Source organism: Mesorhizobium sp. M1342 (genome assembly GCF_040317955.1).
In the GTDB taxonomy this organism is placed as follows: domain Bacteria; phylum Pseudomonadota; class Alphaproteobacteria; order Rhizobiales; family Rhizobiaceae; genus Mesorhizobium.
Window position 1 is genome coordinate 144,229 of sequence record NZ_JAMYLI010000008.1, and the last position, 25,533, is coordinate 169,761.

A 25,533-nucleotide genomic window follows, 5' to 3' on the forward strand; every position below is an offset into this window, starting at 1 on the left:
CTTATCGGCACGGATAGGAACGGCCTATCGGCCGATTTTGGGCGCAAAGCGGCCATATCGTTGGGCCTGCATAAGGAATAGAGGTCTGATGCTGGCGCCGTCAGTGATACCGATCCCTAAGCAGGCTACCATTCCCAATGTCCTTCGCTCGAATGCCCTTCGTAGAGGGTGGAATTCTTTTGGGGCAGGCTGTGGATTGCACTCACCAAGCAGAAAGAATGAGGAACCCTTTGTCCGGCGAAAACAGCAGCAGCCAAGTTCATCCCATCGAGCTCACAGCAGAGGTCGTCTCCTAGACTATCCGTGCTGCTATTGGTCGGCCGAAGCGCTCGACGCGTTTCGGGCGGCATCGACACAGTACAGCGCACGTTCGTGACGTGGGATCGCTGTTACTGCTTCGTTGGCGATTGCCGGCGCGCAGACGGCACCAGCGTGGCGGACTGGATGGTCGAGCACGGCCAAGCGCTGCATTAGGCCTCGCTACCGCCACGGCGCCTATGCAGGTAGCGGGCAAAAGGCTGAAGCGACCAAGGCGGATTTTGGGGAAACTCCAAGAGCCGTGCGACTGGCGGGCGGCGTACGCGGACGGCGCGGCGCCGTCGCGCCAGCCTCTAGGCATCATCAGTTGCAAGTTGGTTGCGCAAAGCGGTCTGTCGTGCGCGCGAAGGCGAACGTGTGGCCAGATTAGCTCATGCGACGAGGCCCAGTGGTATCTCCACTACTGCTCGCGGGGCGGCAAGCTGGACCGTGACGCCGACGGCATGGCCTGCGAGCCTTTGCTGAGACCGCGCTGGGCTTGTCCCAATGCTCATGGTCGAACGTCACCACAGCAACAACTAGGGTTGTCCCTCAACATGTAGCGGAAAAGTGGAGCCAATCTCGCGACTGATTGGATGTCGGCCCCATGCTACCCCCGGGTATCGGCACGGATGAAATATAGGAGGAGGGGCGCAACGCAGCTGCGCCTTTCCCAAAAAACCAGCTAAGTGACAGGTCACCAGCTGGAACTGCCCCATACTACCTTACGTGCTTCGGTTGATCCATTTTGTTCAAATACCGGATGTCACGGCCACGTTGCTGAACCGGTTGCCTTGAGATCATTCTCTGAACGTCCTCTGTGAGTTCCTGAAGATCCCTTTCGAACCTTCCATCATCATCTTGATCCCCCATTTCGTTGTGGAGTTTGAATTCACTCCAGACCTTTTCTCTGTTTAGCGTGTGGAAGGGCACTTGGCACTGATATGCTACCTGAAGCGCGTTTGGTTCGCTGACCCACACTTCATCGAAACCGCCGCACATTGCGGCTCCAGCACCACGGCATTGTTCTAACGCAACAACGCTCACCCAGGTATATTTTTCATTGAGATAGCTGACTATAGATTTTGCCGATTCAGCATTTCCGCTTTCTGTTTGCAGGAAGAGAAAGAGGAATCCTCTTTCGCCGATTTTTTCAGTTTCCTGCACTACATATCTGATGGCAGTCCCATCAATGTCAGAGTTTACATAGAGGAAATTACAATCCCACCTGTGTTCAAAAAAATTAGCTGCGAGCGATACGTATTCACGAAATTCCATCGACATCCTTTCGAGTTCGCCGCCAACACGCTTGCCGCGCCGGCTCGAGCTGTGAAATAGTCACCGCTGTCTCGCCTTTCGATGGGCAGATTAGACTTGCCCTATAGTATCGGCCAGAAAGGCCGAGCCCAGTCAGCTTGATACGCCGAATGTTGCCGCGAAAGACCTGTAGGCAGGAATCATCGCCTCGCCGGAGGGCCTAGTTCGCTGAACTGGGGTTGATACGACGAAGCCAGTCGGCGGTTGCACTGGTCCACTAGCTTTCTGCGAGATGCGCTGCCGAACGTGAGTGTTCCTCGCGTTCCGTACTATTATTTCACGTGGCCTAGGCTGCCTCGACCTCTCTGAAATTCCGCCAGAGCCGATTGACTGCCGGAAATAGGTTGCTCACGCCCTCCAGCTGGGCGATACGATCGCGTACGGCATCCTCGCTGATCACATCGAGCGGCATGCCCATGTGCTGGAGCCACAAAGCCGAGAACTGCCAGTCGCAACATTTCCCACCAGAGAGCCACTCGGCGATCTTGTCAGGGCGATAGTATATTCGGTTGCCCTGCCCCCGACGCATCGGCTCGGTTGCGGGCCCCAAATCGCGCATTCTCCAATTCGCTAAGCTCTGGAGGCTGGCGCCAAGAAACCTTGCCGCGAGGCGAGATGGTATCGGGCGCCATGGAGGAAGGTTTGTCGTCATGGCAACCGAGAAGAAGTGCTTTACGTCGAGGTGTTTGGCGATCCCCTTCGGTGTCCAGCTGTCCAACTGTCCAACCTCTTTTTCTTCAAAGTGATAGCTAGAAGAGATACAAGTCTGCATGGTCCGTTGCTCCGCGCACCTGGTCAGTTGGCCACTTGGACAGCCGCCGCGACAATCGGCATCAATCCCGATGTCATGACATCCACGTCTCTAGCCACCAGAGCAGTTCTGACCTCGTCGCTCGAAGCGTTTAGCCACCTTTCCACCTCCTGCCACGCCCAGACGTAGCCACGCGGCGATCTTCCAAGGCGCGGGACTGATGTCTTAGTGCTCCGCTTGCAGTCACCGAGCTTTTTCAGGATCGGAGTGATCTGCTGCACGGTTACCGTTCGCCTCATGCGCTCTTCAACGGCGCTGGCCACATCTTCTGCCAGGTACACCTGACGATTGAACGGCGCCGAACCCGTTTCCCGAAGCTCAGTGATAACCTGTTCCAGAAGGGATGCGCTGGCCCGGATCAACTCTTCTTTGGCACCGGTAAGCGGCGGCTCTGCATTCGCGTCGAAGTCTGATAGATCGAGGTGGAGGAGATAGTGCTTGAAGGCCGCAACGCTCTCGTCTGACATGCCTACCTGCCAAAGTTCACTGTAGTATGCGTCCTCCCGTTTAGCGGCTTCCACCTTGCACACGAAGAGCCGCCGGTCGTCATGCTCGATGGCCATGGGCTTGTCGCTGTTGGTCATGATGATGATGCCGCGCGGCGTTCTCACGTTGAACGCATCAACCCCCTTGCGCTCGACGGACTGGATCTCCTCCGTGGTCCATCTCTTCAGGCGATTGTAAGCGGTCTTCAGCTCGTCGATCTGCAGTTCGTCGAGGGCTAGCAGACGAGTGTTTCCCAGCTCCGCCTGCCAACGCTCGCCTAGGATGCCACCGTACACCTCGCGAACATCGTTCTCATGAAACATGCGCTTTACGGCGCGCACCAAGAGGTTTTTGCCGACGCCTTGTTTAGATTGCAGCACGATAGCCGACTTGATCTTAACAGCCGGCCGCTGGACGAGATGAGCAAGGTATTGGAGAACCCATTTCCTCTCGCCCTCGCCAGGCAAAAGATAGCGAAGATGGTCATGCCAGATCGAGGCGTCACCTTCCACCGCGGCGACGCCTCCGTCCTGCCAGGTGTTGAATGTCCGGATGCCATTTTCCTCGACGATGAGCTTGTCATTCCCAACCAGGAAGTCGTGTTCATCGGCCAAGCATGAGAGTGCCGAATTGCGGAAAGTGGTGCTGGCCAGCCGCTTCTTCTGTATATTCCGCGTGAAGGAGCGATCGAAATCGTCCTTCGTCTTGTCCCGTCCCGTCGAGATGTCAAAGAACAAACCAGTTTTGGCGTCGAGCACATATCGCCCCTGCAGTGGCACAAGCCCCGGTTCCGACTTTGCCAGCTGCACCGGGGTGCGAATCACCATTCCTTCACGGAACAGGCAGCCGTCGCACTCGGAGTTTGTTTCGGCAATCGTCTCGCATAGCTTCGGGCGGTATTTACTGGCGTGATCCAGTTTGGCCTCCGCTTCGCGATATGAGTAGCGGGGATCACGGCTGGACAGATTGTGAAAATACCGCCTCCCTTCCGGAATGTGCGCCAGAAGGTCCGCAGCATCCTTCCACTGCGGTTCTGTTAGGCGTTCGCTGCCCTCGTCACACCCTTTGAGAAAACTACATCCGGAGATCATCGCCAGAGCTCCAGCAGCATTCTTGCAGGCATCTTCGTCGCCCGACATCATTTCCTGACGAAGCGCGTCGGCTAGTTGGTGCTCGCCGAAACGCGGCGAATTGTTGGAACTCGAAGCAACCCGATCCGCGACAACGTCTTCCAGTTGCTCGAGGGTCCAGAGCCGATCACTTGACGTGCCCAAGATGCGGACAGGCTTGGCCGGCTTAGTCTTAGGATTGAAAGTGCCGGGGACCCTCAGGACACGCGCGAGATCTGCGATAGGGTCCAACTTGAGGCCATGCCGTTCCCAAGTTATTCGGGCCTGCTCATACCACGCTGACCAGAGCCGCTGAATGCGGCTCCGATCGTCCTTGCTTTCCAAAAGCAGCGGCTGCTGAAACTGCCAGATCGGGTAGAGTCCTCCCCCAGAATGGATGACCAGAGTCGGCTCGGGCAGATCGGCTTCATTTAGCAGACCGAGCGCCTGTTCCTCGGTTTTGGGGAGGTTCGTGGCAGCGTGGACCCCCGTAGCCAGGTCGATGTCGAGCGCCAAGAAGGCGAGGGCACAGGCTGTGTCCCCTCGGCGCGTCTGTTCCTCAAAGGCTTGCCCGTCGTGGAGGGCCACCGCGAGATACCGATGAACGTTATCGGGCTGCGCTGCCAGGAAGTCGAAGACGATTTCCCGATCGGCGTATGGGAAGACCGCATGCCGTTTACGTTCCCCCGACAGATCGCGTTCGAAGACAACCAGGTTTCCCCCGCTGTCCTGCCCGAACATCCGCTCGACGTAGTTCTTAATTTGTTTCCTGTCGGACTGCATGCGGACCTACCATGCCTTCCGAGAAAATAAGGTAGTCAGAAACCTGCGCGGATCTGCGTTGTCATAGTGTTCGAACTCACGAATGCGCCGAGTGCGATCGTCTTTCAGAATGATATCGGCCGCTTGCCTTATATCGTCGTCACCTGCTTCCCGAGCTGCCCAGGATTTCCAGCTTGGAACGAACGCCTTCGAAAACCAGTAGTGTCCAGACGCAAAGGCGGGATGGGGCTTCGGGCCCAACCCTGCCTGTACCAGTTCGATGAGCGCTTGCTTGGTGATGTGAAGTTTTAGAGCTACCTTGTGGTCGACCATAAGATGTCTTTCGTACTTAGCCAAATATGGGAAGAGGTCTATGGGACTTTGTTCTTTCATGTATTCCGCCTTTCGGTTCACCTGGCCGCTGCCAGTGGCGAACAGATGTTGACTACCGATGAGGGGAACAACCGAAGTGTGCTGCGTCGTGCTGCAGTCAGATCTCACCACGAGGCGTGTGACGTGCGCAGGCCGCGAACCACACAAGTGCAGCCTTTTGGACGCCGAGCATTTGAAACTCGGCATCCATGACGCGGTACTAATGCTTGCTGGGATCAGTGGCTCACATTTGGAGCTGCGACCATCACATCCAAATCGTACCGTCCGGCCCCCAGGCGATTGAAGTGGGCTTTGGAAGATCCTCCAAACTGACCTCAGGGACACTTGCGTCCTCACAGGAAAGCAAGATGGTCTCGTGATCGGGAAGATCATCGACCAAGTGTGTGAGCCATGGGCGAATGTGAAGGCTTTTGTCCCAGAGACTGAAAACTGCGAATGGACAGTTTTTGTAGACAAGCATGTGGCTGGCCTTCACCACCCTATGATAGAAAAAATCTTCGCCCGTCGAGAGGTAGACGCCTGCAGAGGGGATAGCGTCGTCCTCCTCCTCACGTCGACGCAAGATAGGCTCCTCAGGAAAGTGTGGTTCACCGTTTGTCGTGACCGGAGGTGGGAGCGCCCCGTGCTCAGCCATTCGCAAAACGTTTTCTTTGAGCACACCAAGCAAGTCGGCAACTTCTGAGACTGTCAAATATTTGTCGGACATTGGTTTCCTTTCAATGGATTGGTCCGACCCATTTGGTCCCGCCAAGCTCGTTCCGCTAGGCGCGTAATCCGCGATACTCTAGGGGAAGAGAACTCCGTCGAGATCGTCTCCGAGTGACCAATCCCGCCTGCGCCAAAACCTGAGCCAGGTCCAAGGGCCCAAACCCGACTGGTCAACTAGCCGCGGTAGCTGTGTCTATATCACTGCATGGACCAGGCGCCGGCGCCCCCACAAAAGTCAGTCGAGCTTCAGCCTCTTCGACCCTATCGCGTGAAGACACTGCGCTAGGAAGACAGCGCTGAAGCGTCCGCGTGACAGTTTGTTGCGGATGTTCGGCACCTTCTCCTCGACGCCGATGACAGCCAACTTCTCGGCCAAGTCGGCGTAGCTCAGACCCTGAAGCTTTAGCTCGGCCTTCAACACCCCGCTGATCAGTCGCTCCCACTCGGCTTCGGTCATCCGAACATTCTCCAGCAAAAAATCTTTGGCGGCCTATTGAAGGCAATTTTGCGCCACTTATGTATCGCATATAGTGCAAACACACCGTATACGATCAACTACCAATCCCAAGGAACTCACAACATGACCATCGACCAGACAACGGCAAAAGTGCTGACCGACCTCCTTCGCGAACTCTCCTCGGAACTGGACCTTCATCACGAAGATGAAGAGTTTACAGCCCTTAAATCAACGATTGAAACGCTGCGAAGCGCTGCCACCCTGATGACGGACGCCGGCCACAAGACCCCTGAAGTCTATCACCATGTCATGCGCCGCTTCGAACGGGCGACTCGTTCCTAACATAGCCGAAGCCAAACTTCACGGCGTCCAGCCTTCCTCCTCAAAGGACTTTCAATGACCAAACTGTTCGACCCGTTCATCTCGAGCTCCGACTATCTGGCCCTGGCGCGTGATCGCGACCGGACCGGAACATCCAGACTACACGAGGATCTCTCCCAAATGCTCGACAACGACTACGCCTGCGGCTTGAACCAAGAACACGTCGATGTCCTTATCTATCCCGCCAACTGGAGCTCCGCCGTACGCGATGAGAACAGGAAACCGCGGGCCTATCTCCACGCAAGGGTTAACCAAAAGGGAAACGCGGAGGTTAACTGGGCGCGAGGCGACCACGAAGTCGTTTATGAAAATGACTTTCTGGCCAGGTACGTGAGCGCGGCTCAGTCCGCCGCCTCGGTCACAGGGCGAGGCATCGGGGAACTGATGTGGTGGAAGGGCTTCGAGCTCCTGGTCAGCAATGCAATTATCCGCAGATCGCCTGTAGCCACCGCGCTCCTGTACGCCCACGCCGCCAGCCTCAACGAGCTCGCGTCCGTCATTGCCCAACACGTCAATCTGGTCGGCGCAACGGCGCTCAAGTTCACCTATCAGGATGCCGAAATAACCTCGGCGGACTTCGTGGCGACCATCCTGCCTGATCGGCTCCGAGAGATGATCCAGGAGCGAGGCCGGCGGAAGGCGGCAACGCTTCGAGAGGCCGTTGAACGCATGGCAAAGTTTGATCCTGAGGATCCTGAATGATCCTTTGCCACGCACTTCCTCCTTCCTCACGCAGCCAATGTTTGTCCAATGGTCTTCTTCGGTGGCACGTTTGCCCAAGGCTCGCGCGGCGTTCTTCGGATCTGCCGGATCGGCAGTCGTACCCCCAACGAATCCACCGGCTGGGCAGCGCCTGCTTGGCCGAGCTGTCCCGCTTCGGGGACGAGGATGAGCGGTACAGCCGGCTGGATTTTTCGGCCGACATTTCCGCCCTGCATCTCGGCCACCTGCCGGAAGGTTTTGGAACCGGCTCGACCGCGGATCTTTCGATCACGTGCGCGCCTCGAGGGGACTAGCGGAAGGGGCACACGATATTCTGTGCTGACGGGCAGGGTTTGCGCGGGAATGGACCTACCTACGGCACGCACAAATTTTCGCTTTTTCGGGTAATAGCACTCGCCGCCGTCCGTCCCGCGGTCAAGAAAAGCCTCTCCCCCTATAGTACCACGCCCAAGGGCCATAGAACCATATTGTCCAGCGAACTAGATCAGGCTGGCTCCGCCACCTATGGCTTCCACACACCAGCGTGTCTTCTGATCTATGACCAACCGCATTTTTGAGAAAAGCAATCGCCCTGACCAAAACGCGCCGCTCCGGCTGGACATAGCCGCTCGAATCGCTTTCCCCGACGGTACGATGGGGGCACCAGGGCTGCGCAAGGAACGGGATGCTGGCCGACTAGTAACAGAGATGATCGCGGGGAAGGAGTATGTCACCTTGGCCGCGATCGCCGAGATGAGGGAAAGATGTCGAGGACTTCGAAAGGGGCACGCCTCGTCTGGCGGGACGAAAGCAGGAAGCAGGACGGATCCTTGCGGAGCCGGGCCGGCTGGTTCATCCGTGACGGCGGCACCTTCGTCAGCGCTTGCGGCGGCACTGGCAACCGCGAACAAGCTGAGAAAAGCCTCGCCGGCTTTATCACCGAAAAGTACGAGCCGGTCCGCGAGCGCAGTCGTGATCCCGCTACGGTCGCAATAGCCGACGCCATTGGTGTCTACCTAACCGACATCGCGCCAAATCACGCCAAGCCGAAGGAAACCGCTGGCCGTATGGTCTCGGTGCTGAACTGGTTTGGCAACAGGATGATCGGCGACATCGACGGTAAGAGCTGCCGGGACTATGCTAAAGCACACGGCGGTGGTGCAGCCGCTAGGCGGCAGCTGGAGGACTTGCGGGCAGCACTGAACAACTATCATCGAGAAGGCTACATAACCTCAGCGCCGGCCATCGTGCTGCCCTCTAAGTCCGTGCCCAGAGATCGCTGGCTGACACGAAACGAAGCGGCGGCTTTGATCCGCGCTGCGTGGCGTATGCGTCAGTCGTGGAAAGGTCGGGCTAGCCACCGTCGCACAGGGCGTCACGTCGCGCGCTTTATCCTTGTCGCGCTCTACACCGGCACGCGCTCGGCGGCGATCTGTGGTGCCGCCGTTCGACCTACCGAAGGGGCGGGCCATTTGGACCTGGAGCGCGGCGTTTTCTATCGTCGCGCAGCTGGTCGCCTCGAGACCAAGAAGCGCCAGCCGCCGGTGCGTCTGCCCGATCGTCTGCTTGCCCATGTACGGCGATGGGCTATCACTCCGCTGGAGATCAAGACCATGGGTCGCGGCAAGAGCTCAAACGTCGGTCGAATGATAGCCCACGACTACGTCGTTGAGTGGAACGGGAAGCCCGTCCAGTCAATTAAGAAGGCGTTCCGCTCGGTGGTCGAGGCAGCCGGATTGGGCTGGTACGACGATGTTGAAGCCCCGGATGGAAGCGTCAGACGCATATTCCGGACCGACGTGACTCCGCACATCTTCCGCCACACCGCTGCAACATGGCTAATGCAACAAGGCTCCGACCCTTGGGCAGCCGCTGGCTTCCTCGGCATGACCGTCGAGATGCTGATCCAGACGTATGGCCACCATCATCCAGACTTCCAGGCGGAGGCGGCCGAGGCGATTGTCTCCAAGTCGCGCTACAGGAGCCTTCCAAAAAATGTGGTCCGCATGCCGGAGGCACAGACGACGAACGTCCCCACAGGCCCCCACAGAAACCCCACAGATATGCTAGAAACAAAGGTGAACAAAGGTCGCCGACCGTAATGAGGAATGGCGGAAATCCGGGCTTTTTCTGGCAGACCCCGTCGTTCGGGACGAGGGGGTCGCAGGTTCAAATCCTGCCACTCCGACCAGAGAAAACAAAGAGTTAGCGCATCCCGACTTCGGCGCTCCACCTGCGCCTCAAGCGAGATTACTCGCGTCCCCCGCCAGTCGGATGGGCGAATTTCTATCCGCCGTGCCTCTATGACCCGGCCGACAGCGATGCCTGTTGCGCTGGACAGTAACCAGACGGTCTCAACCGGCCGCCTGATGCCTTCATGCGTGCGCTCGCGGACAGTTTCCGGTAAACATCCCGACTGGTACGCGCGTCCCCCTCAGCGGAGGCCAAAAAAGCTCAAGATCGCTATCACGATGACCACAGCTCCAACGAGCCAAATGATATTGTTCATGATCTCTCTCCTGTTGCCTGGGAAGCCCGCGCCTCTGGCAGAGAACGCGGGCCGACCAGCCTTTGCCGACTGATCCGCAGCAGACACCAAATCGTGATCCCGGCTGCGGGAAATAAACCATCAGGCACGCCTAATGTTCCGCCGTTTGACGAGATCCAGCGATGACCGGTGAACGTTCGGGTCGATGCCGGACGACCGGAACCAAAGCGATCAGGGGCAGTTTATCCAATGAAGGGCTAATTAAGAAAATGGAAAAACTGCAATGAAAACAATGATCATGTGCGCGTTGGCGCTTTCCCTTGGACTGCCCGTTGTGGCTTCGGCAGCCGAAGCCGATGTGGTTGTTAGAACCCATCATCGACATCACGAAAGCGTCAAGATCATCAACGAAGACGGTCAGCGCTTGCACCACCGCCGCCATGGTACCGTAGCGTTCTATGACCATGGGCGCCGGCATCATCACCGCGATACTGTTGTCGTGACAGGTTCCGTCTCCACCCATCGTCACCACCATCGGCACCATCCCGTTGTGATCGAGAACGACGGGTACTGATCGCAGATCTCCGGCCCGATTCTTGATGAGTCGGGCCACGAAAGGCCTTTTGGCACGCATCCTGGGTCATGCTTTTGGCGGCGCCGTCGGCAAGACCATTGCGCCCCACGACCAGACTTAGGTCCGACCCCTCCCCGACCGAAGTCCAGGGTTGGAAACGTTTGCCCTTGCCCCAAATTCGGGTGGCGGGCAAAAAATGATCAATGAAACTATGAGCAGCAGCATGTCGAACCGTGAGACCAAGAAATCCCATGCCCTGAGCATGCGCATGACAGAGATCAAGGCCAGGATGCAGGAAGCCCAGATTACCGAAGACGAGATGAAGACTTTTCAGAAGGTCGCAGCCATCATGGAGGGCGGCGAGGGCCGAATCGAGGTTGACGATCTGATTGCCACGTCATTCCTCACCGAGACGACGCTGAACAGCCAGAAGCGTTAAGCGACCATGCCGACGATTTGCAGACTTTTTGATTCCCCCGCCGATGCGGCGCGGGTCGCCAGCGACTTGGTGGCAGCCGGAATTCCTCGCGTACAGATCGCGATCATCGGGCCTTACAATGACGAGGCGGGATCTCTTCGGGTTTCCGCTTTGAGATCGTTATTTGGCGCTGCCGCCGGCGGGTTGGTCTGCCTGAGTGCCGTTGCGGCCTATGGCATCAATCCTGTTGCTGCGGGCGTATTGCCAACAGCGGTGGCTGGCGCGGTCTGTGGCGGCGTTGCCGGTCTGTTTGGAACATTCGCCACGGCCGCCATAAAGGCGGATGATCAGGAGGTTGCCGAAGGGGTCGTTCTGGTGACGGCGCATGTCGATGAAAATGACGCCGACATCGCTCAGACAGTGCTCGGCGGTTGCCCCCCGTCGAGGTTCGTGGCCGAGGCAGCGTAGGAAAGGACGCCCCGACGTCGCCGGAACCGGTACTCTCCGTTTGCCAGCGATTGAGCCCAACACTCGGCAGATAGCAATTCCAGTGACTGAGATGTTCCTGCGTCGGCCGCAAAGGCCGGGCCCAGTGGGAGGTTTCTTCGAGGCCGCACATTTTGACGAAAAGGTCTGTCGGTCTTAGGGTCGTGAACTTGATGGAGTCAGTGAAACGGCGGGCCGAGTGCGACATGAATTTGAATTCAACCACAGCCTCGCCCTTGATTCTCGTGACGACGCTGGTTCTCGTCGCTGGCTGTTCATCGCTCGGCAGAACCGTCGATCCAGCGAAATACGATTCGATGACGTGCACCGACCTCAACAGGGCGATGGGAGACGTCGCCCGTGACATCTCGCAAACGGCAATCACGCGCGGCAAGGTCGCCAACACCAATGTTCCACGCTGGCTGCTCGGCGGCTCACGCGTGAAGACCGCGGTGGCCAACCGTGAAACAGCCAGGATCGACCGGCTCAAGCAGCAACAGGATGCCATTGCCGCTGTGCGAGCACGCAAGTGCCCGAGCTCCACAAATTGAGCGGACAGCCAGTGTATCGGTGCGAAGCCTGGTTCAGGCGCTCAGGCGAAATCGCGTCATGTCGATCGCGGCGGCCATCAGCGTCTGTGTGTAAGCGTGCCGCGGATCGCTGAAGATCGCCTCGGTCGGCCCCTCCTCGACGATCTTGCCCTGTTTCATGACGATGATGTAGTCGGCCATGGCGCGCACGACCGACAGATCGTGGCTGATGAAGAGATAGGACAATTCGTGGTCCGCCTGCAGCTTGCGCAACAGTTCGACGATCTGTTTCTGCACAGAGCGATCGAGCGCCGAGGTCGGCTCATCCAATACCACCAGCCTGGGCTTCAGGATCATGGCGCGAGCAATGGCGATGCGCTGCCGCTGGCCGCCGGAGAATTCGTGCGGGTAGCGATTGCGTGCGTTGGGGTCGAGGCCGACCTCGCGCAAGGCGTCGACCGCGCGTTGATCACGCTGCTTGCCCGAGAGATCAGGCTCATGCACCAGAAGTCCTTCGGTGATGACCTGGCCGACGGTCATGCGCGGCGACAGCGAGCCGAACGGGTCCTGGAAGACAAGCTGCATCTGGCGCCGCAGCGGCCGCATCGCCTGCCTGTCGGCTTGGGAAATGTCGCGATCGCCGAAACGGATAAGCCCGTCGCTCGGCAACAGCCGCAGCAAGGCGCGGCCGAGCGTCGACTTGCCCGAGCCGGATTCACCAACGATGCCGATGGTCTGGTTGCGCTGCAGCCGGATCGAGATGTGATCGACGGCACGCAGCATCAGCGGTTCACCAGCAAGAAACCCGCCGCCAATCCTGAACGTCACTTCGACATTTCTGCCTTCAAGCAGCACCGGAGCATTGGCGGGCGGCGGCGCCTTGCTGCCGGTCGGCTCGGACGCCAGCAGCATTTTCGTGTAGGCATGCTGGGGATTGACGAAGATGGCCTCCGCCTCCCCCTCCTCGACAACCTCGCCCTGGCGCATGACATAGACCCGGTCGGCAAAGCGGCGGACGATGCCAAGATCGTGGGTGATGAAGACGATCGCCATGCCGAGCTTGCGCTGCAATTCGGCCAGAAGCATCAGGATCTGCGCCTGGATGGTCACGTCGAGCGCCGTCGTCGGCTCGTCGGCGATCAATATGTCAGGGTCGTTGGCGAGCGCCATCGCGATCATCACACGCTGGCGCTGGCCACCGGACATTTCATGCGGATAGGATTTCATCCGCCGCTCGGGATCGGGAATATGCACCAGCCGCAGCAGCTTGAGCGCCTCTTCCCGCGCGTCGGGGGCATTCAGGCCCCGGTGCCGGCGGATCGGCTCGATCAACTGATTGCCAATCGAATAGAGCGGATCGAGCGAAGTCATCGGCTCCTGAAAGATCATGCTGATCTTGCGGCCACGAACCTGGTTGAGCTCGGATTTGCTAAGCGTCAGAAGATTGCGGCCGCGATAATCGACGCTGCCTGTCGCTTCCCCATTCGATGCCAGCAGGCTCATCGCCGCCATCATCGTCTGGCTTTTGCCGGACCCGGATTCGCCAACCACGGCAACGGTCTCGCCAGATTTGACATGGATGTTGATGCCCTTGACTGCTTCGACGGCGCCGTCAAGCGTGCGGAAGCGGACACGCAGATCCTTGACGCTGAGGATCGTTTCGGAAGCAGCCATCTCGGCGATCCCCATCTTAGCGATCCCTTGGGTCAAGTGCGTCGCGCAGGCCGTCGCCGACGAAATTCAGCGCGAACAGCGTCGAGACGAGGAAGAAGGCGGGGAACAGGAGCAGCCAGTTGGCGGTGCCGATGTTCTTGGCGCCGACCGAGATCAGCACGCCCCAGCTGGTCATCGGCTCCTGCACGCCGAGCCCCAGGAATGACAGGAAACTCTCCAGGATGATGACCTGCGGCACCAGCAGCGTCATGTAGATGACCACCGGGCCGAGCAGATTGGGAATGACGTGGCGCAGCAGGATACCGCGCTGGCCGACACCCATGGCTTCCGCCGCCTGGACATACTCCTGCCGGCGGATCGACAGCGCCTGGCCGCGCACGATCCGCGCCATGTCGAGCCACAGCACGGCGCCGACCGCCAGGAACATCAGCACGAAGTTGCGGCCGAAGAACACCACCAGCATGATGACGAAGAAGATGAAGGGCAAGGAATAGAGCACGTCGACGATGCGCATCATCACCTCGTCGATTTTGCCGCCGGCAAAGCCGGCAGCGGCCCCGTAGACCACGCCGATGACCACCGCCACGACACCCGCGAGCAGGCCGATGGCCAGCGATATGCGCCCGGCCATCAGCGTGCGCGACAATAGGTCCCGGCCGGTGTTGTCGGTGCCGAACAGGAAATATTGCTGCTTGATCGAGGCGCTCATCGTCGCTTCAAGACCGTCGGGCGACTTGCTCTCGATCTTGGTGCCGTCAAAGGCATCGGAACGGTCGAGATAACGGATGTTGCGATCGTCGATCGGCCTGGTCGACTTGACGGTGACGAAGACCTGGTTGCCTTCCTGCCGCCACTCCTTGATCTCGACCCGCATGCGCTTGATCGCTTCGGTAAGCGCCGTCTCGACCATGTCGGCCTTCGGATAGGCTGACAGGCTTGGCGGCATGCGCACATAGTCGGCATAGATGGTAGTGTATTGATGTGGCACGAACCACGGCCCGAATACGCTGACGACACCGATCAGGGCAAGGTAGTACAGGCTGAACATGGCGGCGCGATTGGCCTTGAGACGCGCCCAGGCATCCCCCCAGAGTGAACGGCCGATGACGGCGGGGGCGGCTGTGGCTGCGATGTCAGTCATAGCGCACCCTCGGATCGACGACCGCGTACATGACGTCGACGATCAGGTTGAAGACAATGGTAAAGATGGCGATCACCACCACCGTTCCCATCACCAGCGTGTAGTCACGATTGAGCGCGGCATCGACGAAATAGCGGCCAACGCCTGGAATGGAGAAGATCGTCTCGACAATGACCGAGCCGGTCAGCAATGCCGCCGCCGCCGGACCGGTGAAGGAGACGATCGGCAGGATGGCGCCGCGCAGCGCGTGCTTGACCACCACCGACCAATCGGACAGGCCGAGCGCGCGCGCCGTGCGGATGTGATGGGACCGCAAGGATTCGATCATCGAGCCACGCATCAGCCGGGCGACGATGGCGATCTGCGGCAGAGCGAGCGTCAACACCGGACCGACCTTGTTGATGAAAGCGCCATCGCCCCACCCACCGATCGGCAGCAGCCTCCAGGTCAGCCCGAACAGGAGTTGGATCACCGGCGCGATGACGAAGGTTGGGATGGTGCTGCCGGCCGTCGCCAGCGCGATCACCGTATAGTCGCCAAGCTTGTTCTGGTTAAGCGCCGCAATGGTGCCGAGCACACAACCGAGCAGCAGCGCCAGGACGAGCGCCGAGGCGCCGAGCTGAACCGATATAGGCAGGCCCTTGGCGAAGAGTTCGGTGACGGTGAAGTCCGGCATGTTGTAGCTCGGGCCGAAATTGCCGCGCAGCAGATTGCCGAGATAATGGACGAATTGCAGCCAGAGCGGGTCGTTGAGGCCGAACTGGGCTTCGAGATTGGCCTTGATCTCGGGGCTCAGCCCCCGCTCTTGGTTGAATGGGCCGCCCGGCGCGACGCGCATCAGGAAAAACGCCATGGTCACGATGACGAACAGCGTCGGGATGGCGGTCAGAAGCCGCCGTAATACGTATCGCAGCATCGGTGCCCCGCTTGATCCAGAGCAACGCGCGTCCAGCCGGACGGTTGCGCTCTAGCCTTCAAATCTTCGCACCGACATACCGAAAATCGATTCCGGTTTCCGGACCGATGCGATGGCCAACCAGCACCGCCGCGCATTGAGTTGCGCGGCGGCCCGGCTAAGGATCAGTCCTTACTGATGAAGCGGGACGGATGGATATCCATCACATTGTCGTCGAAGCCATGCAGCTTCGAGGAAACGATGTCGTGGAAGCTGTAGTAGAGAAGCGGAATGTTACCGACGTCATCGACAAGGATGCGCTCGGCCTCAGCGAGGTCCTTCATGCGCTCTTCCGGCTTACCGCCGGCAGCCGCCGCCTTGTCCATGGCCGCTTCATATGCCGGGCTGACATAGCTCGAATAGTTGTTACCGCTGGCCTTGCGGGTGATGCCGAGGAAGGTCTCCGGATCCTTGTAGTCGGCGATCCAGGCGGCACGCGCCACGTCGTAGTCGCCCTTCTGCTCGAGGAAGGAGTAGTGGGTCTTGGTGTCGGTGTTGACGAGCGAGACGTCGACGCCGAGCGGCTTCAACTGTTCCTGGATGGCGACGGCCGTGTTCTTGTGGTTTTCCGACGTGTTGTAGCGGATCTCCATCTTCAAGGGATGCTCGGGCGTATAGCCGAGTTTCTCGAGGGTCTTCTTGGCAGCGTCCTCGCGGTCGATCTGCGACATGTCGGCGTATTTGGCCGTTGCCGGCGAGTAGCCCGCGATGCCCGGAGGCACCATCGAATAGCCAGGCAGCATCGAGTTCTGCCAGACCTTCTCGGCGAGGAAGTCGCGGTCGATCGCCATCGAGATGGCGTTGCGCAGTTCGACATTGTCCCACGGCGCCTTGTCGGTCTTGATCGCATAATAATAGGTGCCGAGATAAGGTCCGACGCGGACCTGGTCGCCGAACTTGGTCTTGAGGTCAGCGAGCTGTTCGGTCGGCAGGTCGCCGTAGCTGTCGAGTTCGCCGGCCTCGAAGCGCTTCATCGCCGATGAGCGGTCTTCGGTCGGGATATAGTTGACGACGTCCATCTTGACGGTCGCGGCGTCCCAGAATTTCGGATTCTTGACCAGCTTCATGTGGTCGTTGGGAATCCACTCGGCCAGCGTATAGGCGCCGTTCGAAACGAGATTACCCGCCTTGATCCAGTCGGCGCCGAGCTTGTCGATCGAAGCCTTGTTGACCGGATAGGTGGCCTGATGGGTCAGCATCTCCAGGAAGTAAGGCGTCGGCGCCTTCAGCGTGACTTCGAGGGTATTTGCATCAATCGCTTTGACACCCATATCCTCCGGCTTGCCCTTCTTGGTGTTGACGTCCTCCGCACCCTTCACCGGGTACAGCATCGAGGCGTATTCGGCAGCGGTGGCCGGGTCTTCCAGCCGACGAAACGAATAGACGAAGTCGTCCGCCGTCACCGGGCTGCCATCCGACCAGAGGCCATCCTTGCGCAGCTTGAAGGTGTAGACAGTGCCGTCGTCGGACACTGTCCAGCTTTCGGCCGCGCCCGGAATGAGGTTCGTCTTCTGGTCATGCATGACCAGGCCCTGGAACAGGTCGCGTATGATATCGGCTTCGTAGACTGTCGAGGTCTTGTGCGGATCGACCGTCTCCGCTTCGGCGGCGCTGCCTCTGTTATAGACGGTCTCGGCGAAAGCCGGCGTGTAGAACGTGCCGGCGGCCAGCGCCATGGTCGTGGCGAGCACCGTCGCCTTCAGCATGTTTTTCAGCATGAAGTTCTCCCTGTCGGCGCTGCCGTTGGCGCGCCTATTAAGTGTTGACGCCCTGGAGCCGATATCTGACCCCTTGAGCGCGCCGCTGGTTCCCGTCCTGCGGCTCGTGCCCAGACACTAACGCGGAGAATTTTTATTTCAACAGACTCTCTGGGTCACCCAAAGTAAGGCGGACGAAAGCTATGGCGTGGCCGCTGAAACACCAGTCGAAACCAGAAGCTTGACTTGGTTTCTTCACCTCGACGCCATTTTTCACCGCGAATCGGAGCCATGCCAGTTTGCCGGAATGTCTTAATGCGTTCTTAAGCAACCACAGGTTACATTATGATTGCCTTCTATACAGTTCGATCTCAGACGCGTGGCGGCTATGAGCAACGGAGCAAGTAAATTGCCCAAGGTCTTTCAATTGGTACGAAAATTTCAAGAGGAACGTGGAACTTCTGCGGTTGAATTTGCCTTACTCTCGCCGATCTTCATTCTTCTTCTACTCGGAATGGTTGCATACGGTATATATTTCGGCGCCGCCAACTCGATCCAGCAGATAGCGGCGGATGCGGCCCGCACGGCCATTGCCGGGCTGAACCAGACCGAGCGCCAGACGCTCGTGGCCAGCTTCGTCACCAACAATGCCGGCGGATATCCCTTCGTGGATGTCAGCAAGTTGACCTACCAGGCCAACGACAGCGCGGCCGATGGAAGCCAGTTCGTGGTGGCCATCCAGTACGATGCCCGCAACCTGCCGATCTGGAACCTTTTCCCGGGCATAGCCATGCCCGGGACCACCATCAAGCGCCAGTCAACGATCAGGGTCGGGGGCATTTAAATGCTGCTGCATGCGTGCAATGGGATCGGTCGGCTTGCCCGGTTGATGCTGGGTGACAGGAAAGCGAACTTCACCGTCATGGCGGCATTGAGCGCGCCGGTGGCGCTGGCCCTGGCCGCGGTGGCCATCGACGAAGCCTCGATCTACACCGAGCGCCGCGAAGCACAGGCAATGGTGGATCTGGCGGCGATCACCGCCGCCTCGAACATGACCAAAGTCAACACAGCGGTTGTCACCACGCTGACCGACAACGGCATGCCAGGGGTTGTCGTTCAAAGCTCGGGACAGACGATCGAGCCGGCGGCCGGCAAAACCGTCGTGACGGTCACGCCCGGGAGATATGTGGCATCCGGGGCCAATGTGGGCCAGCGTTTCCAGGCCAGCATAACACCCTACAATGCCGTCCGCGTCACCCTGAAGAAGATCCCTGCCCGCTATTTCGCGAGTTCGCTGATCCCCACTCCCGTCATCGGCACCCAAGCCACCGCCAGCATGACGCCGCAGGCGACGTTCTCGGTCGGATCGAGGCTCGCCAGCCTCAATGGCGGCATCCTCAACGCGCTTCTCGGCGGACTTCTCGGCAGCAACATCTCGCTCAGCGTCATGGACTACAACGCGCTGATCTCGGCGGATGTGAGCGTGCTCTCCTTCGTCGACGGCGTTGCCACACAGCTGAACCTGACCGGCGTGTCGTATTCGGATGTGCTGGCATCGAAGGCGACCGTCGGCCAGATCGCCACGGCCATGGCCAATGTGCCCGGGCTTGGCAACACGGCCAAGGTCGCCCTGCAGACGATCGCGTCCAAGTCGACCAGCACGGTAAAGATCCCGCTCAGTCATCTGGTCGATCTCGGCTCCGTCGGCAAATTGGGCCTCGGGCAAAGGCCCGCCGGCCTCGGCGTCGATGCCAGCGCCTTGGGAATGCTGACGGCCGCTGCCGGACTGGCAAACGGTTCGAAGCAGGTCGACGTCGCCCTCGGCGCCACCATTCCCGGGGTGCTGTCGACCACGCTCGCCATCGCCATCGGCGAACCGCCGCAATCCTCGCCATGGCTGGCGGTTGGAGAAGCCGGCACCGTGGTGCGCACCGCGCAAACGCGCATCAAGCTGCTGGTCACGGTCGGCGTCGGCAATCCAAACCTGGGCGGCGGCATCAGCCTGCTGTCGGTCAAGCTGCCGCTGAATGTCGAAGTGGCCTACGCCGAGGCCAAGCTGACCGACATCAGCTGCCCGACCGGCCCCGACAGCCTGAAGGTTACCATTGCCGCGAAGCCCGGCGTCGCCGCGGTGAACCTTGCCGCCAGCGACGCCGATAACAGCCCCACCGCTTTCGCCGATTTCAGCAACCCGCAGTCGTTCTCCGACGCCAACATAGCGGATGTCAGCCTCAATCTGTTGCTGCTAAAAATCCCGCTAATACTGGTGAAGGGGTCGGCGGGTGCCGATATCACCAACGTCAGCCCGACCAACCTGGTCTTCAACAAAACCGAGATCGCCGCCAAAACCATCAAGACGACGCCGACACGGGACCTGACTCAGACGCTGACAACATCACTGGTCGACAAGTTGTCACTCTCCGTCAACGCGCTGGGTATCCTCGGGCTTGACGTAACCGCCCTGCTCGGCGCAGTGAAACCTGCGGTGACGACGCTCTTGAAAACCGTGACCGCACCAGTCGACACATTGCTTTACAATCTGCTCGATACGCTCGGCGTGCATCTCGGCGAAGCCGATGTCCGGGTCACCGGCGCGACATGCGGACGTGCGGTGCTGGTGCAGTAACGGTCCGGGTATCAGTCGAGCCTGCCAACAAAGGCTCCGAGCGCTGGCAGCAAAAGCTCGGTCTCGACGACCGCGGCATTGCCATCCAGCTGTACAACCGCTCCGATGTCCCCCCGCAACTGCCAATTGGCCGATCCCTCGGCGAAATTAAAGACACAGAGCAGTCTTTCGCCGCCGCCCTCGCGAATGAAAGCGAGCACGTCACCCTCGGCGTCGAGAAAGCGGATCGAGCCTGATACCAGCGCCTCATGCTCTCCGCGCAAGGCCAGCGTGGTCCGATAGGACTTCAGCACCGAGGCCGTGTCGGCATTCTGGACGTCGACCGCGTGGGTGCGATGGCTGGCCGGTATCGGCAGCCACGGCTTGGCCGTGGAGAAGCCTGCATTGTCGGCGCCGGCCTCCCAGACCATCGGCGTGCGACACCCATCCCTGCCCTTGACGCCTGGCCAGAAGCGGATGCCGACGGGATCGCGCAGATCCTCATAGGCCAGTTCCGCCTCCTCCAGGCCCAGTTCCTCGCCCTCATAGAGGCAGATCGAGCCGCGCAGGCAGGCGAGCAGCATGATCGAGAATCTTGCGACCGCGTCGGGATCGCTATCCGGCCTTGTCCAGCGGCTGACATGGCGCACGACGTCATGGTTGGAGAATGCCCAGCAGACCCAGCCGTCCGCAACTGCATTTTCAAAGGCCTGGACACAGCCGCGAACATGCGCCGCCGAGAACTGCGGACCGAGCAGGTCGAACGTGTAGCACATATGCAGCTTGTCACCGCCGGAGGTATAGGCGGCAAGCGTCTGCAGCGAGCGGCCTTCGTCGCCGATCTCGCCGACCGCGGCGCGGTCTTCATACTCGTCGAGCAGGGCCCGGAAGCGCTGGAGGAACGCCAGGTTTTCCGGCTGCGTCTTGTCGAACAGATGCTCCTGGTAGAGGTAGGTGTTGGTCTCTCCGTTGGTGCCGGCGACGCTCGACGCCAGGGGCGGATTGCTGCGCAGCCAGCGGTCGTGGACATAGTAATTGACCGTATCGAGCCGGAAGCCGTCGACGCCGCGCTCCAGCCAGAACCGCACCGTGTCGAGAAGCGCGTCCTGGACCTCCGGGTTGTGGAAATTCAGGTCGGGCTGCGAGGCAAGGAAATTGTGCATGTAATACTGCCGGCGGGTCGAATCCCATTCCCAGGCCGGGCCACCGAAGACGGAGAGCCAGTTGTTGGGCGCGCCGCCATCGGGCTTGGTATCGGCCCAGATGTACCAGTCGGCCTTGGGGTTATCGCGGCTGGCGCGGCTTTCGACAAACCAGTCGTGCTTGTCGGACGAATGCGACAGCACCTGGTCGATGACGATCTTCAGGCCGAGACGATGCGCCTCGGCGACCAGCGCATCGAAGTCCTCGAGCGTGCCGAACATCGGATCGACATCGCAGTAATCCGACACGTCGTAGCCCATATCGGCCATCGGCGACTTGAAGAAAGGCGACAGCCAGACTGCGTCGACACCAAGCGAAGCGACATGAGCGAGCCTCGACGTAATGCCGGCGAGATCGCCGCTGCCGTCGCCGGTCGTGTCCTGGAAGGAGCGCGGATAGATCTGGTAGATGACGCAACCGCGCCACCATCCGGTCTTGTCACCTGCCGCCATTGCGCTTCTCCCCTGTGCCGGCCTGCGCTCGTTCGATCATGAAGATCACCGCCCGTCCCGATATCGGTCGCGAGCTGTCCGCTGGCTCGGCGGTTTCGAGGGCTGGCACCCAGCAAAATCCTTCACGCTCAGGCAAGGTGAACATGCAGGCCCTACGATCGCCGTTGACGAGCACCGCGAGACGGCGCTCGTCGTCGCTGGCGCCACCCAGGATCATGACAAGACGGTGCCGCTGCGGATCTTGCCAGCTTTGTCCATCGAGCGGCGTGCCCGTTTCGGTCAGCCATGCGACGTCCGGCGTCCCCGAACCTGCCTGCGGCTGGCCAGTTAGGAAGCTTGTATCGAAGAGCGCCGGCATCGACCGGCGCAGCCTCGAGAGTTCCACCGTGTAGCGCTCCAGCGCCTGGTCACGGCCGGCCCAGACGAGCCAGGTGATCTCGTTGTCCTGCGCATAGGCGTTGTTGTTGCCTTGCTGGGTACGGCCGAATTCGTCGCCCGCGGTCAGCATGATGGTGCCGCGTGAGGCAAACAGCGTGGCGAGCAGCGCGCGCTGATCGTTCAGGCGAGCAGTTGGTACGGCCGGATCGTCCGCATCCCCTTCGGCGCCGTTGTTCCAAGACAGGTTTTCATTGTGGCCGTCGCGGTTCTGCTCGCCATTGGCTTCGTTGTGCTTGCGCTCGTAGCGCACGATATCGGCGAGCGTCATGCCGTCATGGGCGGCGATGAAATTGACGGTCCGACTGGCGTTTTGCCTGTTCGTTGCGAACACATCGGACGAACCGGCAAGCCGGGTCGCCAGCGCACCGACCATGCCGGCGTCGCCGCGCCAGAAGCGTCTGACATCGTCGCGATACTTGTCGTTCCATTCGAGGAAGGGCGGCGGGAAATTACCGAGCTGATAGCCGTCGGAACCGATGTCCCACGGCTCGGCGATCAACACCCGATCGGCCAGCAGCGGGTCGTCGCGCATCGCTCTCAGCAACGGCGCCTCGGCATCGAATGTTCCTTCAACCCTGCCCAGAATGGGCGCCAGGTCGAAGCGGAAGCCGTCGACGCCGGCATCCCTGACGAAATGGCGAAGCGTGTCGAGGACCATCTCCTGGACGACAGGATGGTCGCAGGCGACCGTGTTGCCGGTGCCGGTATCGTTGGCCAGCCCGCCGTCTGATGAGTGCCGGTAGTAGGCCTGGTTGTCCAGACCGCGCAGCGACAACGTCGGGCCAAGCCAGTCGCTCTCGCCGGTGTGGTTGAAGACGAGGTCGAGGATGACGCCGATGCCAGCCTCGCGCAGCACGGCGACCGTGTTTCGCAACTCCATGACGCCGCCCGGCGCCAAACGCGGATCGAGGGCCATGAAAGTCACGGGATTGTAGCCCCAGGCATTGCGCAGCCCGAGCGGCGGCAAATGTCGCTCGTCCATCGACGCGGTCACCGGCATCAGCTCGACCGCGCCAACCCCCAGTTTTTTCAGATGCTCGATAACCGCCGGGTGAGCAAGTGCGGCGACTGTTCCGCGCGATCCTTCGGGAATGTCCGGATGCAGCATGGTGAAGGCGCGCACCGGCACTTCGTAAATAAGGCCGCCCGGCTGGAATAGCGGCGGGGCAGCCTGCACCGGCTTCGGCAGCGCAGCGGCAATCGCCTTCGGCATCAGCGGTGCGGTATCAGCGCCCTCGCCCCGGCGCTGGGCCAGCCGCCAGTCATAGACATAGGACCTGTCGATCTCGACGGCATAAGGATCGGTCAGGAGCTTGGCGGGATCGAACCACAGTCCGCGTTCCGGCGCGTAGTCGCCATCGGCGCGAAAGCCGTAGCGGATGCCCTGGCCAAGGCCCGCAACGAACAGCGCATGGACGCCCTCACCTTCCGGCTGCAGTTCGAGCCGTTCGATCTCCCGGTTGCCCCGCTCGTCGAAAATCGAGACCCAAAGCCGACGGGCGGCCTGCGACCAAGCGGCAAAGCGGATGCCTTCGCGGGTGATGGTGGCGCCGAGCTGGGTCACTGGAAAATACCGCCAAGGTTAGCGCGAGGCACCCCCCTCTGCCCTGCCGGGCATCTCCCCCTCAAGGGGGGAGATCGGACCGTCGCATCGCTTTCGCCAACGGCCAACGCAGCATGAGGAACGAGGCGCTGAAACTGCCGATCTCCCCCCTTGAGGGGGAGATCGCCGGCAGGCCAGAGGGGGGTGCAGCGCCATACGCCCGTCATTATCTAACCTGGCGCTCTGCGAGAGTTATGGGCGCGTGCAGCGCCATCCTCAAGTAATCACACTTGGCTCGGCGCGGCCGGTATGGCTGTGAATCCCGGCAATATCATCGGCCGCGGCTATCAGATCGGCAAGGGCGGCCTGGGTGTCGAGGTCGTGCCTCGACTTGTCCGACTCGTAGCGCTCGATATAGACGCGCAGCGTGGCACCTGACGTGCCGGTGCCGGACAGCCGAAAGACCACCCGCGAACCACCTTCAAACAGCACCCTGATGCCCTGATGCTCGCTGATCGAACCGTCGACGGGATCGTGATAGGCAAAGTCGTCGGCGCTGGCGATTGTCATGCCGCGCACGCTGGCACCCGGCAGCGCGCCGAGCTTGGCGCGCAGTTCGTCGACCAATGCGTTGGCGCGGTCGCTCTCAACCTCTTCATAATCGTGCCGCGAATAGTAGTTGCGACCGTAGGTCGCCCAGTGCTCGGCGACGATCTGCTTGCAGCTTTCGCCCCGCGCGGCAAGGATGTTGAGCCACAAAAGCACCGCCCAAAGGCCGTCCTTTTCGCGGACGTGGTTGGAACCGGTGCCGGCACTTTCCTCGCCGCAGATCGTCGCCATGTCGGCGTCGAGCAGATTGCCGAAGAACTTCCAGCCGGTCGGCGTCTCATAGAGGGCGATGCCGAGTTTTTCGGCGACGCGGTCGGCAGCGCCACTGGTCGGCATCGAGCGGGCAATGCCCTTCAAACCGGCCTTGTAGCCGGGCGCCAGGCGGGCGTTGGCGGCGAGCACGGCAACCGAGTCCGACGGGGTGACGAAAATGCCCTTGCCGATGATCAGATTGCGGTCGCCGTCGCCATCCGAGGCAGCGCCGAAATCCGGCGCGTCTGGTCCCATCATCTCGTCATAGAGGTGCTTGGCATGGACGAGGTTCGGGTCCGGGTGATGGCCGCCGAAATCCGGCAGCGGCTTGAAATTGCGGCAGGTGCCGTTGGGCGCGCCGAGCCGGTTTTCCAGGATCTCCTTGGCGTAGGGGCCGGTCACCGCGTGCATGGCGTCGAAGCGCATGCGGAAGCCGGATTTGAACAGTTTGCGCAGGGCATCGAAATCGAACAGGCTTTCCATCAGTTCGGCATAGTCGGCGACCGGGTCGATGATCTCGACCGTCATGCCGGCGGCCTTGACCGTGCCTGTTGTGTCGATGTCGATCGGATCGATATCGGCGATCTTGAAGCTTGAGATCGTCTTGGTTTTCTCGAACATCGCGTCGGTCAGCTTTTCCGGCGCCGGGCCGCCATTGCCGGCATTGTACTTGATGCCGAAATCCTCATGCGGGCCGCCCGGATTGTGGCTGGCCGACAGGATGATGCCGCCAAAGGTCTTGTATTTGCGGATGACATGCGAGGCGGCCGGCGTCGACAGGATACCGCCCTGCCCGACCATCACCTTGCCGAAGCCGTTGGCGGCCGCCATGGCGATGGCCTTCTGGATGACCTCGCGGTTGTAGAAGCGGCCATCGCCGCCAATCACCAGGGTCTTGCCCTTGAAACCGTCGAGCGCGTCGAAGATCGACTGGATGAAATTCTCGGCATAGTGCTCCTGCTGAAAGACAGGCACCTTCTTGCGCAGGCCCGACGTGCCGGGCTTCTGGTCGGAATAAGGCTTGGTGGGGACGGTTCGTATCATG

General features: G+C 60.3%; 24 protein-coding genes. 10 read left to right on the forward strand and 14 right to left on the reverse strand.

What is annotated here, in order from left to right:
- Positions 1–497 precede the first annotated feature (497 nt).
- Positions 498–860 carry an excalibur calcium-binding domain-containing protein gene (locus NKH06_RS10510; RefSeq protein WP_352892980.1) on the forward strand — a complete coding sequence of 121 codons (363 nt, stop codon included), beginning with the start codon at positions 498–500 and terminating at the stop codon, positions 858–860.
- Positions 861–1,017: 157 nt separating this feature from the next.
- Here NKH06_RS10510 and NKH06_RS10515 read toward each other — a convergent pair whose 3' ends face one another.
- The 6 genes from NKH06_RS10515 to NKH06_RS10540 form a co-directional block, all read right to left on the reverse strand.
- Positions 1,018–1,575 (reverse strand): hypothetical protein, encoded by a 558-nt coding sequence (locus tag NKH06_RS10515; protein WP_352892983.1) that lies wholly within the window; start codon positions 1,573–1,575, stop codon positions 1,018–1,020.
- A 325-nt stretch (positions 1,576–1,900) separates the two neighbouring features.
- Entirely contained in the window at positions 1,901–2,386 is a 486-nt protein-coding gene (locus NKH06_RS10520) for a hypothetical protein (protein ID WP_128302937.1), read from the reverse strand.
- Positions 2,387–2,409: 23 nt separating this feature from the next.
- Positions 2,410–4,803, reverse strand: coding sequence for a primase-helicase family protein (locus NKH06_RS10525; RefSeq protein WP_352892986.1), 2,394 nt, complete (start codon positions 4,801–4,803; stop codon positions 2,410–2,412).
- Between the two features lie 6 nt (positions 4,804–4,809).
- Positions 4,810–5,175, reverse strand: a complete 366-nt coding sequence (locus NKH06_RS10530; protein ID WP_352892989.1) for a hypothetical protein — start codon at positions 5,173–5,175, stop codon at positions 4,810–4,812.
- A gap of 244 nt (positions 5,176–5,419) precedes the next feature.
- On the reverse strand, positions 5,420–5,881 hold the full coding sequence (locus tag NKH06_RS10535) for a hypothetical protein (protein WP_352892991.1): 462 nt from the start codon (positions 5,879–5,881) through the stop codon (positions 5,420–5,422).
- A 237-nt stretch (positions 5,882–6,118) separates the two neighbouring features.
- Positions 6,119–6,340, reverse strand: coding sequence for a DUF6471 domain-containing protein (locus tag NKH06_RS10540; protein ID WP_023808488.1), 222 nt, complete (start codon positions 6,338–6,340; stop codon positions 6,119–6,121).
- Positions 6,341–6,463: 123 nt separating this feature from the next.
- Between NKH06_RS10540 and NKH06_RS10545 the strand changes: the two genes are divergently transcribed.
- From NKH06_RS10545 to NKH06_RS10560, 4 genes are all read left to right on the forward strand, one after another.
- Complete coding sequence (locus NKH06_RS10545) at positions 6,464–6,682, forward strand: hypothetical protein (RefSeq protein WP_023808489.1); 219 nt, start codon at positions 6,464–6,466, stop codon at positions 6,680–6,682.
- 54 nt (positions 6,683–6,736) lie between these two features.
- Positions 6,737–7,423: a hypothetical protein gene (locus NKH06_RS10550; protein WP_128302933.1), complete on the forward strand. Its 687-nt coding sequence runs from the start codon at positions 6,737–6,739 to the stop codon at positions 7,421–7,423.
- Between the two features lie 155 nt (positions 7,424–7,578).
- Positions 7,579–7,737: a hypothetical protein gene (locus NKH06_RS10555; RefSeq protein WP_352892994.1), complete on the forward strand. Its 159-nt coding sequence runs from the start codon at positions 7,579–7,581 to the stop codon at positions 7,735–7,737.
- A gap of 450 nt (positions 7,738–8,187) precedes the next feature.
- The gene (locus tag NKH06_RS10560) at positions 8,188–9,525 is read left to right on the forward strand and encodes a site-specific integrase (protein ID WP_352892996.1); all 1,338 of its coding nucleotides are present in this window, start codon (positions 8,188–8,190) and stop codon (positions 9,523–9,525) included.
- Positions 9,526–10,062: 537 nt separating this feature from the next.
- Here the strand turns inward: NKH06_RS10560 and NKH06_RS10565 are convergent.
- Complete coding sequence (locus NKH06_RS10565; protein ID WP_352892998.1) at positions 10,063–10,524, reverse strand: hypothetical protein; 462 nt, start codon at positions 10,522–10,524, stop codon at positions 10,063–10,065.
- Between the two features lie 157 nt (positions 10,525–10,681).
- Between NKH06_RS10565 and NKH06_RS10570 the strand changes: the two genes are divergently transcribed.
- The 3 genes from NKH06_RS10570 to NKH06_RS10580 all read left to right on the forward strand — a co-directional run bounded on the left by NKH06_RS10570 (position 10,682) and on the right by NKH06_RS10580 (position 11,940).
- Positions 10,682–10,924 carry a hypothetical protein gene (locus NKH06_RS10570; RefSeq protein ID WP_502914448.1) on the forward strand — a complete coding sequence of 81 codons (243 nt, stop codon included), beginning with the start codon at positions 10,682–10,684 and terminating at the stop codon, positions 10,922–10,924.
- 6 nt (positions 10,925–10,930) lie between these two features.
- Complete coding sequence (locus NKH06_RS10575) at positions 10,931–11,371, forward strand: hypothetical protein (RefSeq protein WP_352893000.1); 441 nt, start codon at positions 10,931–10,933, stop codon at positions 11,369–11,371.
- A gap of 224 nt (positions 11,372–11,595) precedes the next feature.
- The gene (locus NKH06_RS10580) at positions 11,596–11,940 is read left to right on the forward strand and encodes a hypothetical protein (protein WP_352893002.1); all 345 of its coding nucleotides are present in this window, start codon (positions 11,596–11,598) and stop codon (positions 11,938–11,940) included.
- Positions 11,941–11,973: 33 nt separating this feature from the next.
- Here NKH06_RS10580 and NKH06_RS10585 read toward each other — a convergent pair whose 3' ends face one another.
- The 4 genes from NKH06_RS10585 to NKH06_RS10600 form a co-directional block, all read right to left on the reverse strand.
- Positions 11,974–13,593 (reverse strand): ABC transporter ATP-binding protein, encoded by a 1,620-nt coding sequence (locus NKH06_RS10585; protein WP_023808496.1) that lies wholly within the window; start codon positions 13,591–13,593, stop codon positions 11,974–11,976.
- Between the two features lie 16 nt (positions 13,594–13,609).
- Positions 13,610–14,734, reverse strand: a complete 1,125-nt coding sequence (locus NKH06_RS10590) for an ABC transporter permease (protein WP_352441325.1) — start codon at positions 14,732–14,734, stop codon at positions 13,610–13,612.
- Positions 14,727–15,650 (reverse strand): ABC transporter permease subunit, encoded by a 924-nt coding sequence (locus tag NKH06_RS10595; RefSeq protein ID WP_027035849.1) that lies wholly within the window; start codon positions 15,648–15,650, stop codon positions 14,727–14,729. Before NKH06_RS10595 ends, NKH06_RS10590 begins: the two co-directional genes overlap by 8 nt.
- Positions 15,651–15,814: 164 nt before the next feature.
- Entirely contained in the window at positions 15,815–17,407 is a 1,593-nt protein-coding gene (locus tag NKH06_RS10600) for a peptide ABC transporter substrate-binding protein (protein WP_023808499.1), read from the reverse strand.
- A gap of 367 nt (positions 17,408–17,774) precedes the next feature.
- Here NKH06_RS10600 and NKH06_RS10605 point away from each other — a divergent pair, with 367 nt between their 5' ends.
- A complete protein-coding gene (locus NKH06_RS10605; protein WP_164780233.1) occupies positions 17,775–18,230 on the forward strand; it encodes a TadE/TadG family type IV pilus assembly protein in 456 nt (151 codons plus the stop codon).
- Positions 18,231–20,012, forward strand: a complete 1,782-nt coding sequence (locus NKH06_RS10610) for a TadG family pilus assembly protein (RefSeq protein ID WP_352752537.1) — start codon at positions 18,231–18,233, stop codon at positions 20,010–20,012.
- A gap of 11 nt (positions 20,013–20,023) precedes the next feature.
- Here the strand turns inward: NKH06_RS10610 and bglA are convergent, their stop codons facing one another.
- The 3 genes from bglA to NKH06_RS10625 form a co-directional block, all read right to left on the reverse strand.
- Entirely contained in the window at positions 20,024–21,646 is a 1,623-nt protein-coding gene (gene bglA, locus NKH06_RS10615; RefSeq protein ID WP_352893006.1) for a beta-galactosidase BglA, read from the reverse strand.
- On the reverse strand, positions 21,633–23,648 hold the full coding sequence (gene glgX / locus NKH06_RS10620) for a glycogen debranching protein GlgX (RefSeq protein ID WP_352893007.1): 2,016 nt from the start codon (positions 23,646–23,648) through the stop codon (positions 21,633–21,635). Before glgX ends, bglA begins: the two co-directional genes overlap by 14 nt.
- Before the next feature lie 255 nt (positions 23,649–23,903).
- Positions 23,904–25,532, reverse strand: a complete 1,629-nt coding sequence (locus NKH06_RS10625) for an alpha-D-glucose phosphate-specific phosphoglucomutase (protein WP_352893009.1) — start codon at positions 25,530–25,532, stop codon at positions 23,904–23,906.
- Between the last annotated feature and the right edge of the window lies 1 nt (position 25,533).

Bases quoted from the DNA above. Each gene is read 5' to 3' on its own strand.
- NKH06_RS10510 (WP_352892980.1), top strand. From the start codon at position 498: ATGCAGGTAGCGGGCAAAAGGCTGAAGCGACCAAGGCGGATTTTGGGG.
- NKH06_RS10515 (WP_352892983.1), bottom strand. From the start codon at position 1,575: ATGGAATTTCGTGAATACGTATCGCTCGCAGCTAATTTTTTTGAACAC.
- NKH06_RS10520 (WP_128302937.1), bottom strand. From the start codon at position 2,386: ATGCAGACTTGTATCTCTTCTAGCTATCACTTTGAAGAAAAAGAGGTT.
- NKH06_RS10525 (WP_352892986.1), bottom strand. From the start codon at position 4,803: ATGCAGTCCGACAGGAAACAAATTAAGAACTACGTCGAGCGGATGTTC.
- NKH06_RS10530 (WP_352892989.1), bottom strand. From the start codon at position 5,175: ATGAAAGAACAAAGTCCCATAGACCTCTTCCCATATTTGGCTAAGTAC.
- NKH06_RS10535 (WP_352892991.1), bottom strand. From the start codon at position 5,881: ATGTCCGACAAATATTTGACAGTCTCAGAAGTTGCCGACTTGCTTGGT.
- NKH06_RS10540 (WP_023808488.1), bottom strand. From the start codon at position 6,340: ATGACCGAAGCCGAGTGGGAGCGACTGATCAGCGGGGTGTTGAAGGCC.
- NKH06_RS10545 (WP_023808489.1), top strand. From the start codon at position 6,464: ATGACCATCGACCAGACAACGGCAAAAGTGCTGACCGACCTCCTTCGC.
- NKH06_RS10550 (WP_128302933.1), top strand. From the start codon at position 6,737: ATGACCAAACTGTTCGACCCGTTCATCTCGAGCTCCGACTATCTGGCC.
- NKH06_RS10560 (WP_352892996.1), top strand. From the start codon at position 8,188: ATGTCGAGGACTTCGAAAGGGGCACGCCTCGTCTGGCGGGACGAAAGC.
- NKH06_RS10570 (WP_502914448.1), top strand. From the start codon at position 10,682: ATGATCAATGAAACTATGAGCAGCAGCATGTCGAACCGTGAGACCAAG.
- NKH06_RS10575 (WP_352893000.1), top strand. From the start codon at position 10,931: ATGCCGACGATTTGCAGACTTTTTGATTCCCCCGCCGATGCGGCGCGG.
- NKH06_RS10580 (WP_352893002.1), top strand. From the start codon at position 11,596: ATGAATTTGAATTCAACCACAGCCTCGCCCTTGATTCTCGTGACGACG.
- NKH06_RS10585 (WP_023808496.1), bottom strand. From the start codon at position 13,593: ATGGCTGCTTCCGAAACGATCCTCAGCGTCAAGGATCTGCGTGTCCGC.
- NKH06_RS10590 (WP_352441325.1), bottom strand. From the start codon at position 14,734: ATGACTGACATCGCAGCCACAGCCGCCCCCGCCGTCATCGGCCGTTCA.
- NKH06_RS10595 (WP_027035849.1), bottom strand. From the start codon at position 15,650: ATGCTGCGATACGTATTACGGCGGCTTCTGACCGCCATCCCGACGCTG.
- NKH06_RS10600 (WP_023808499.1), bottom strand. From the start codon at position 17,407: ATGCTGAAAAACATGCTGAAGGCGACGGTGCTCGCCACGACCATGGCG.
- NKH06_RS10605 (WP_164780233.1), top strand. From the start codon at position 17,775: ATGAGCAACGGAGCAAGTAAATTGCCCAAGGTCTTTCAATTGGTACGA.
- NKH06_RS10610 (WP_352752537.1), top strand. From the start codon at position 18,231: ATGCTGCTGCATGCGTGCAATGGGATCGGTCGGCTTGCCCGGTTGATG.
- bglA (WP_352893006.1), bottom strand. From the start codon at position 21,646: ATGGCGGCAGGTGACAAGACCGGATGGTGGCGCGGTTGCGTCATCTAC.
- NKH06_RS10625 (WP_352893009.1), bottom strand. From the start codon at position 25,532: ATGATACGAACCGTCCCCACCAAGCCTTATTCCGACCAGAAGCCCGGC.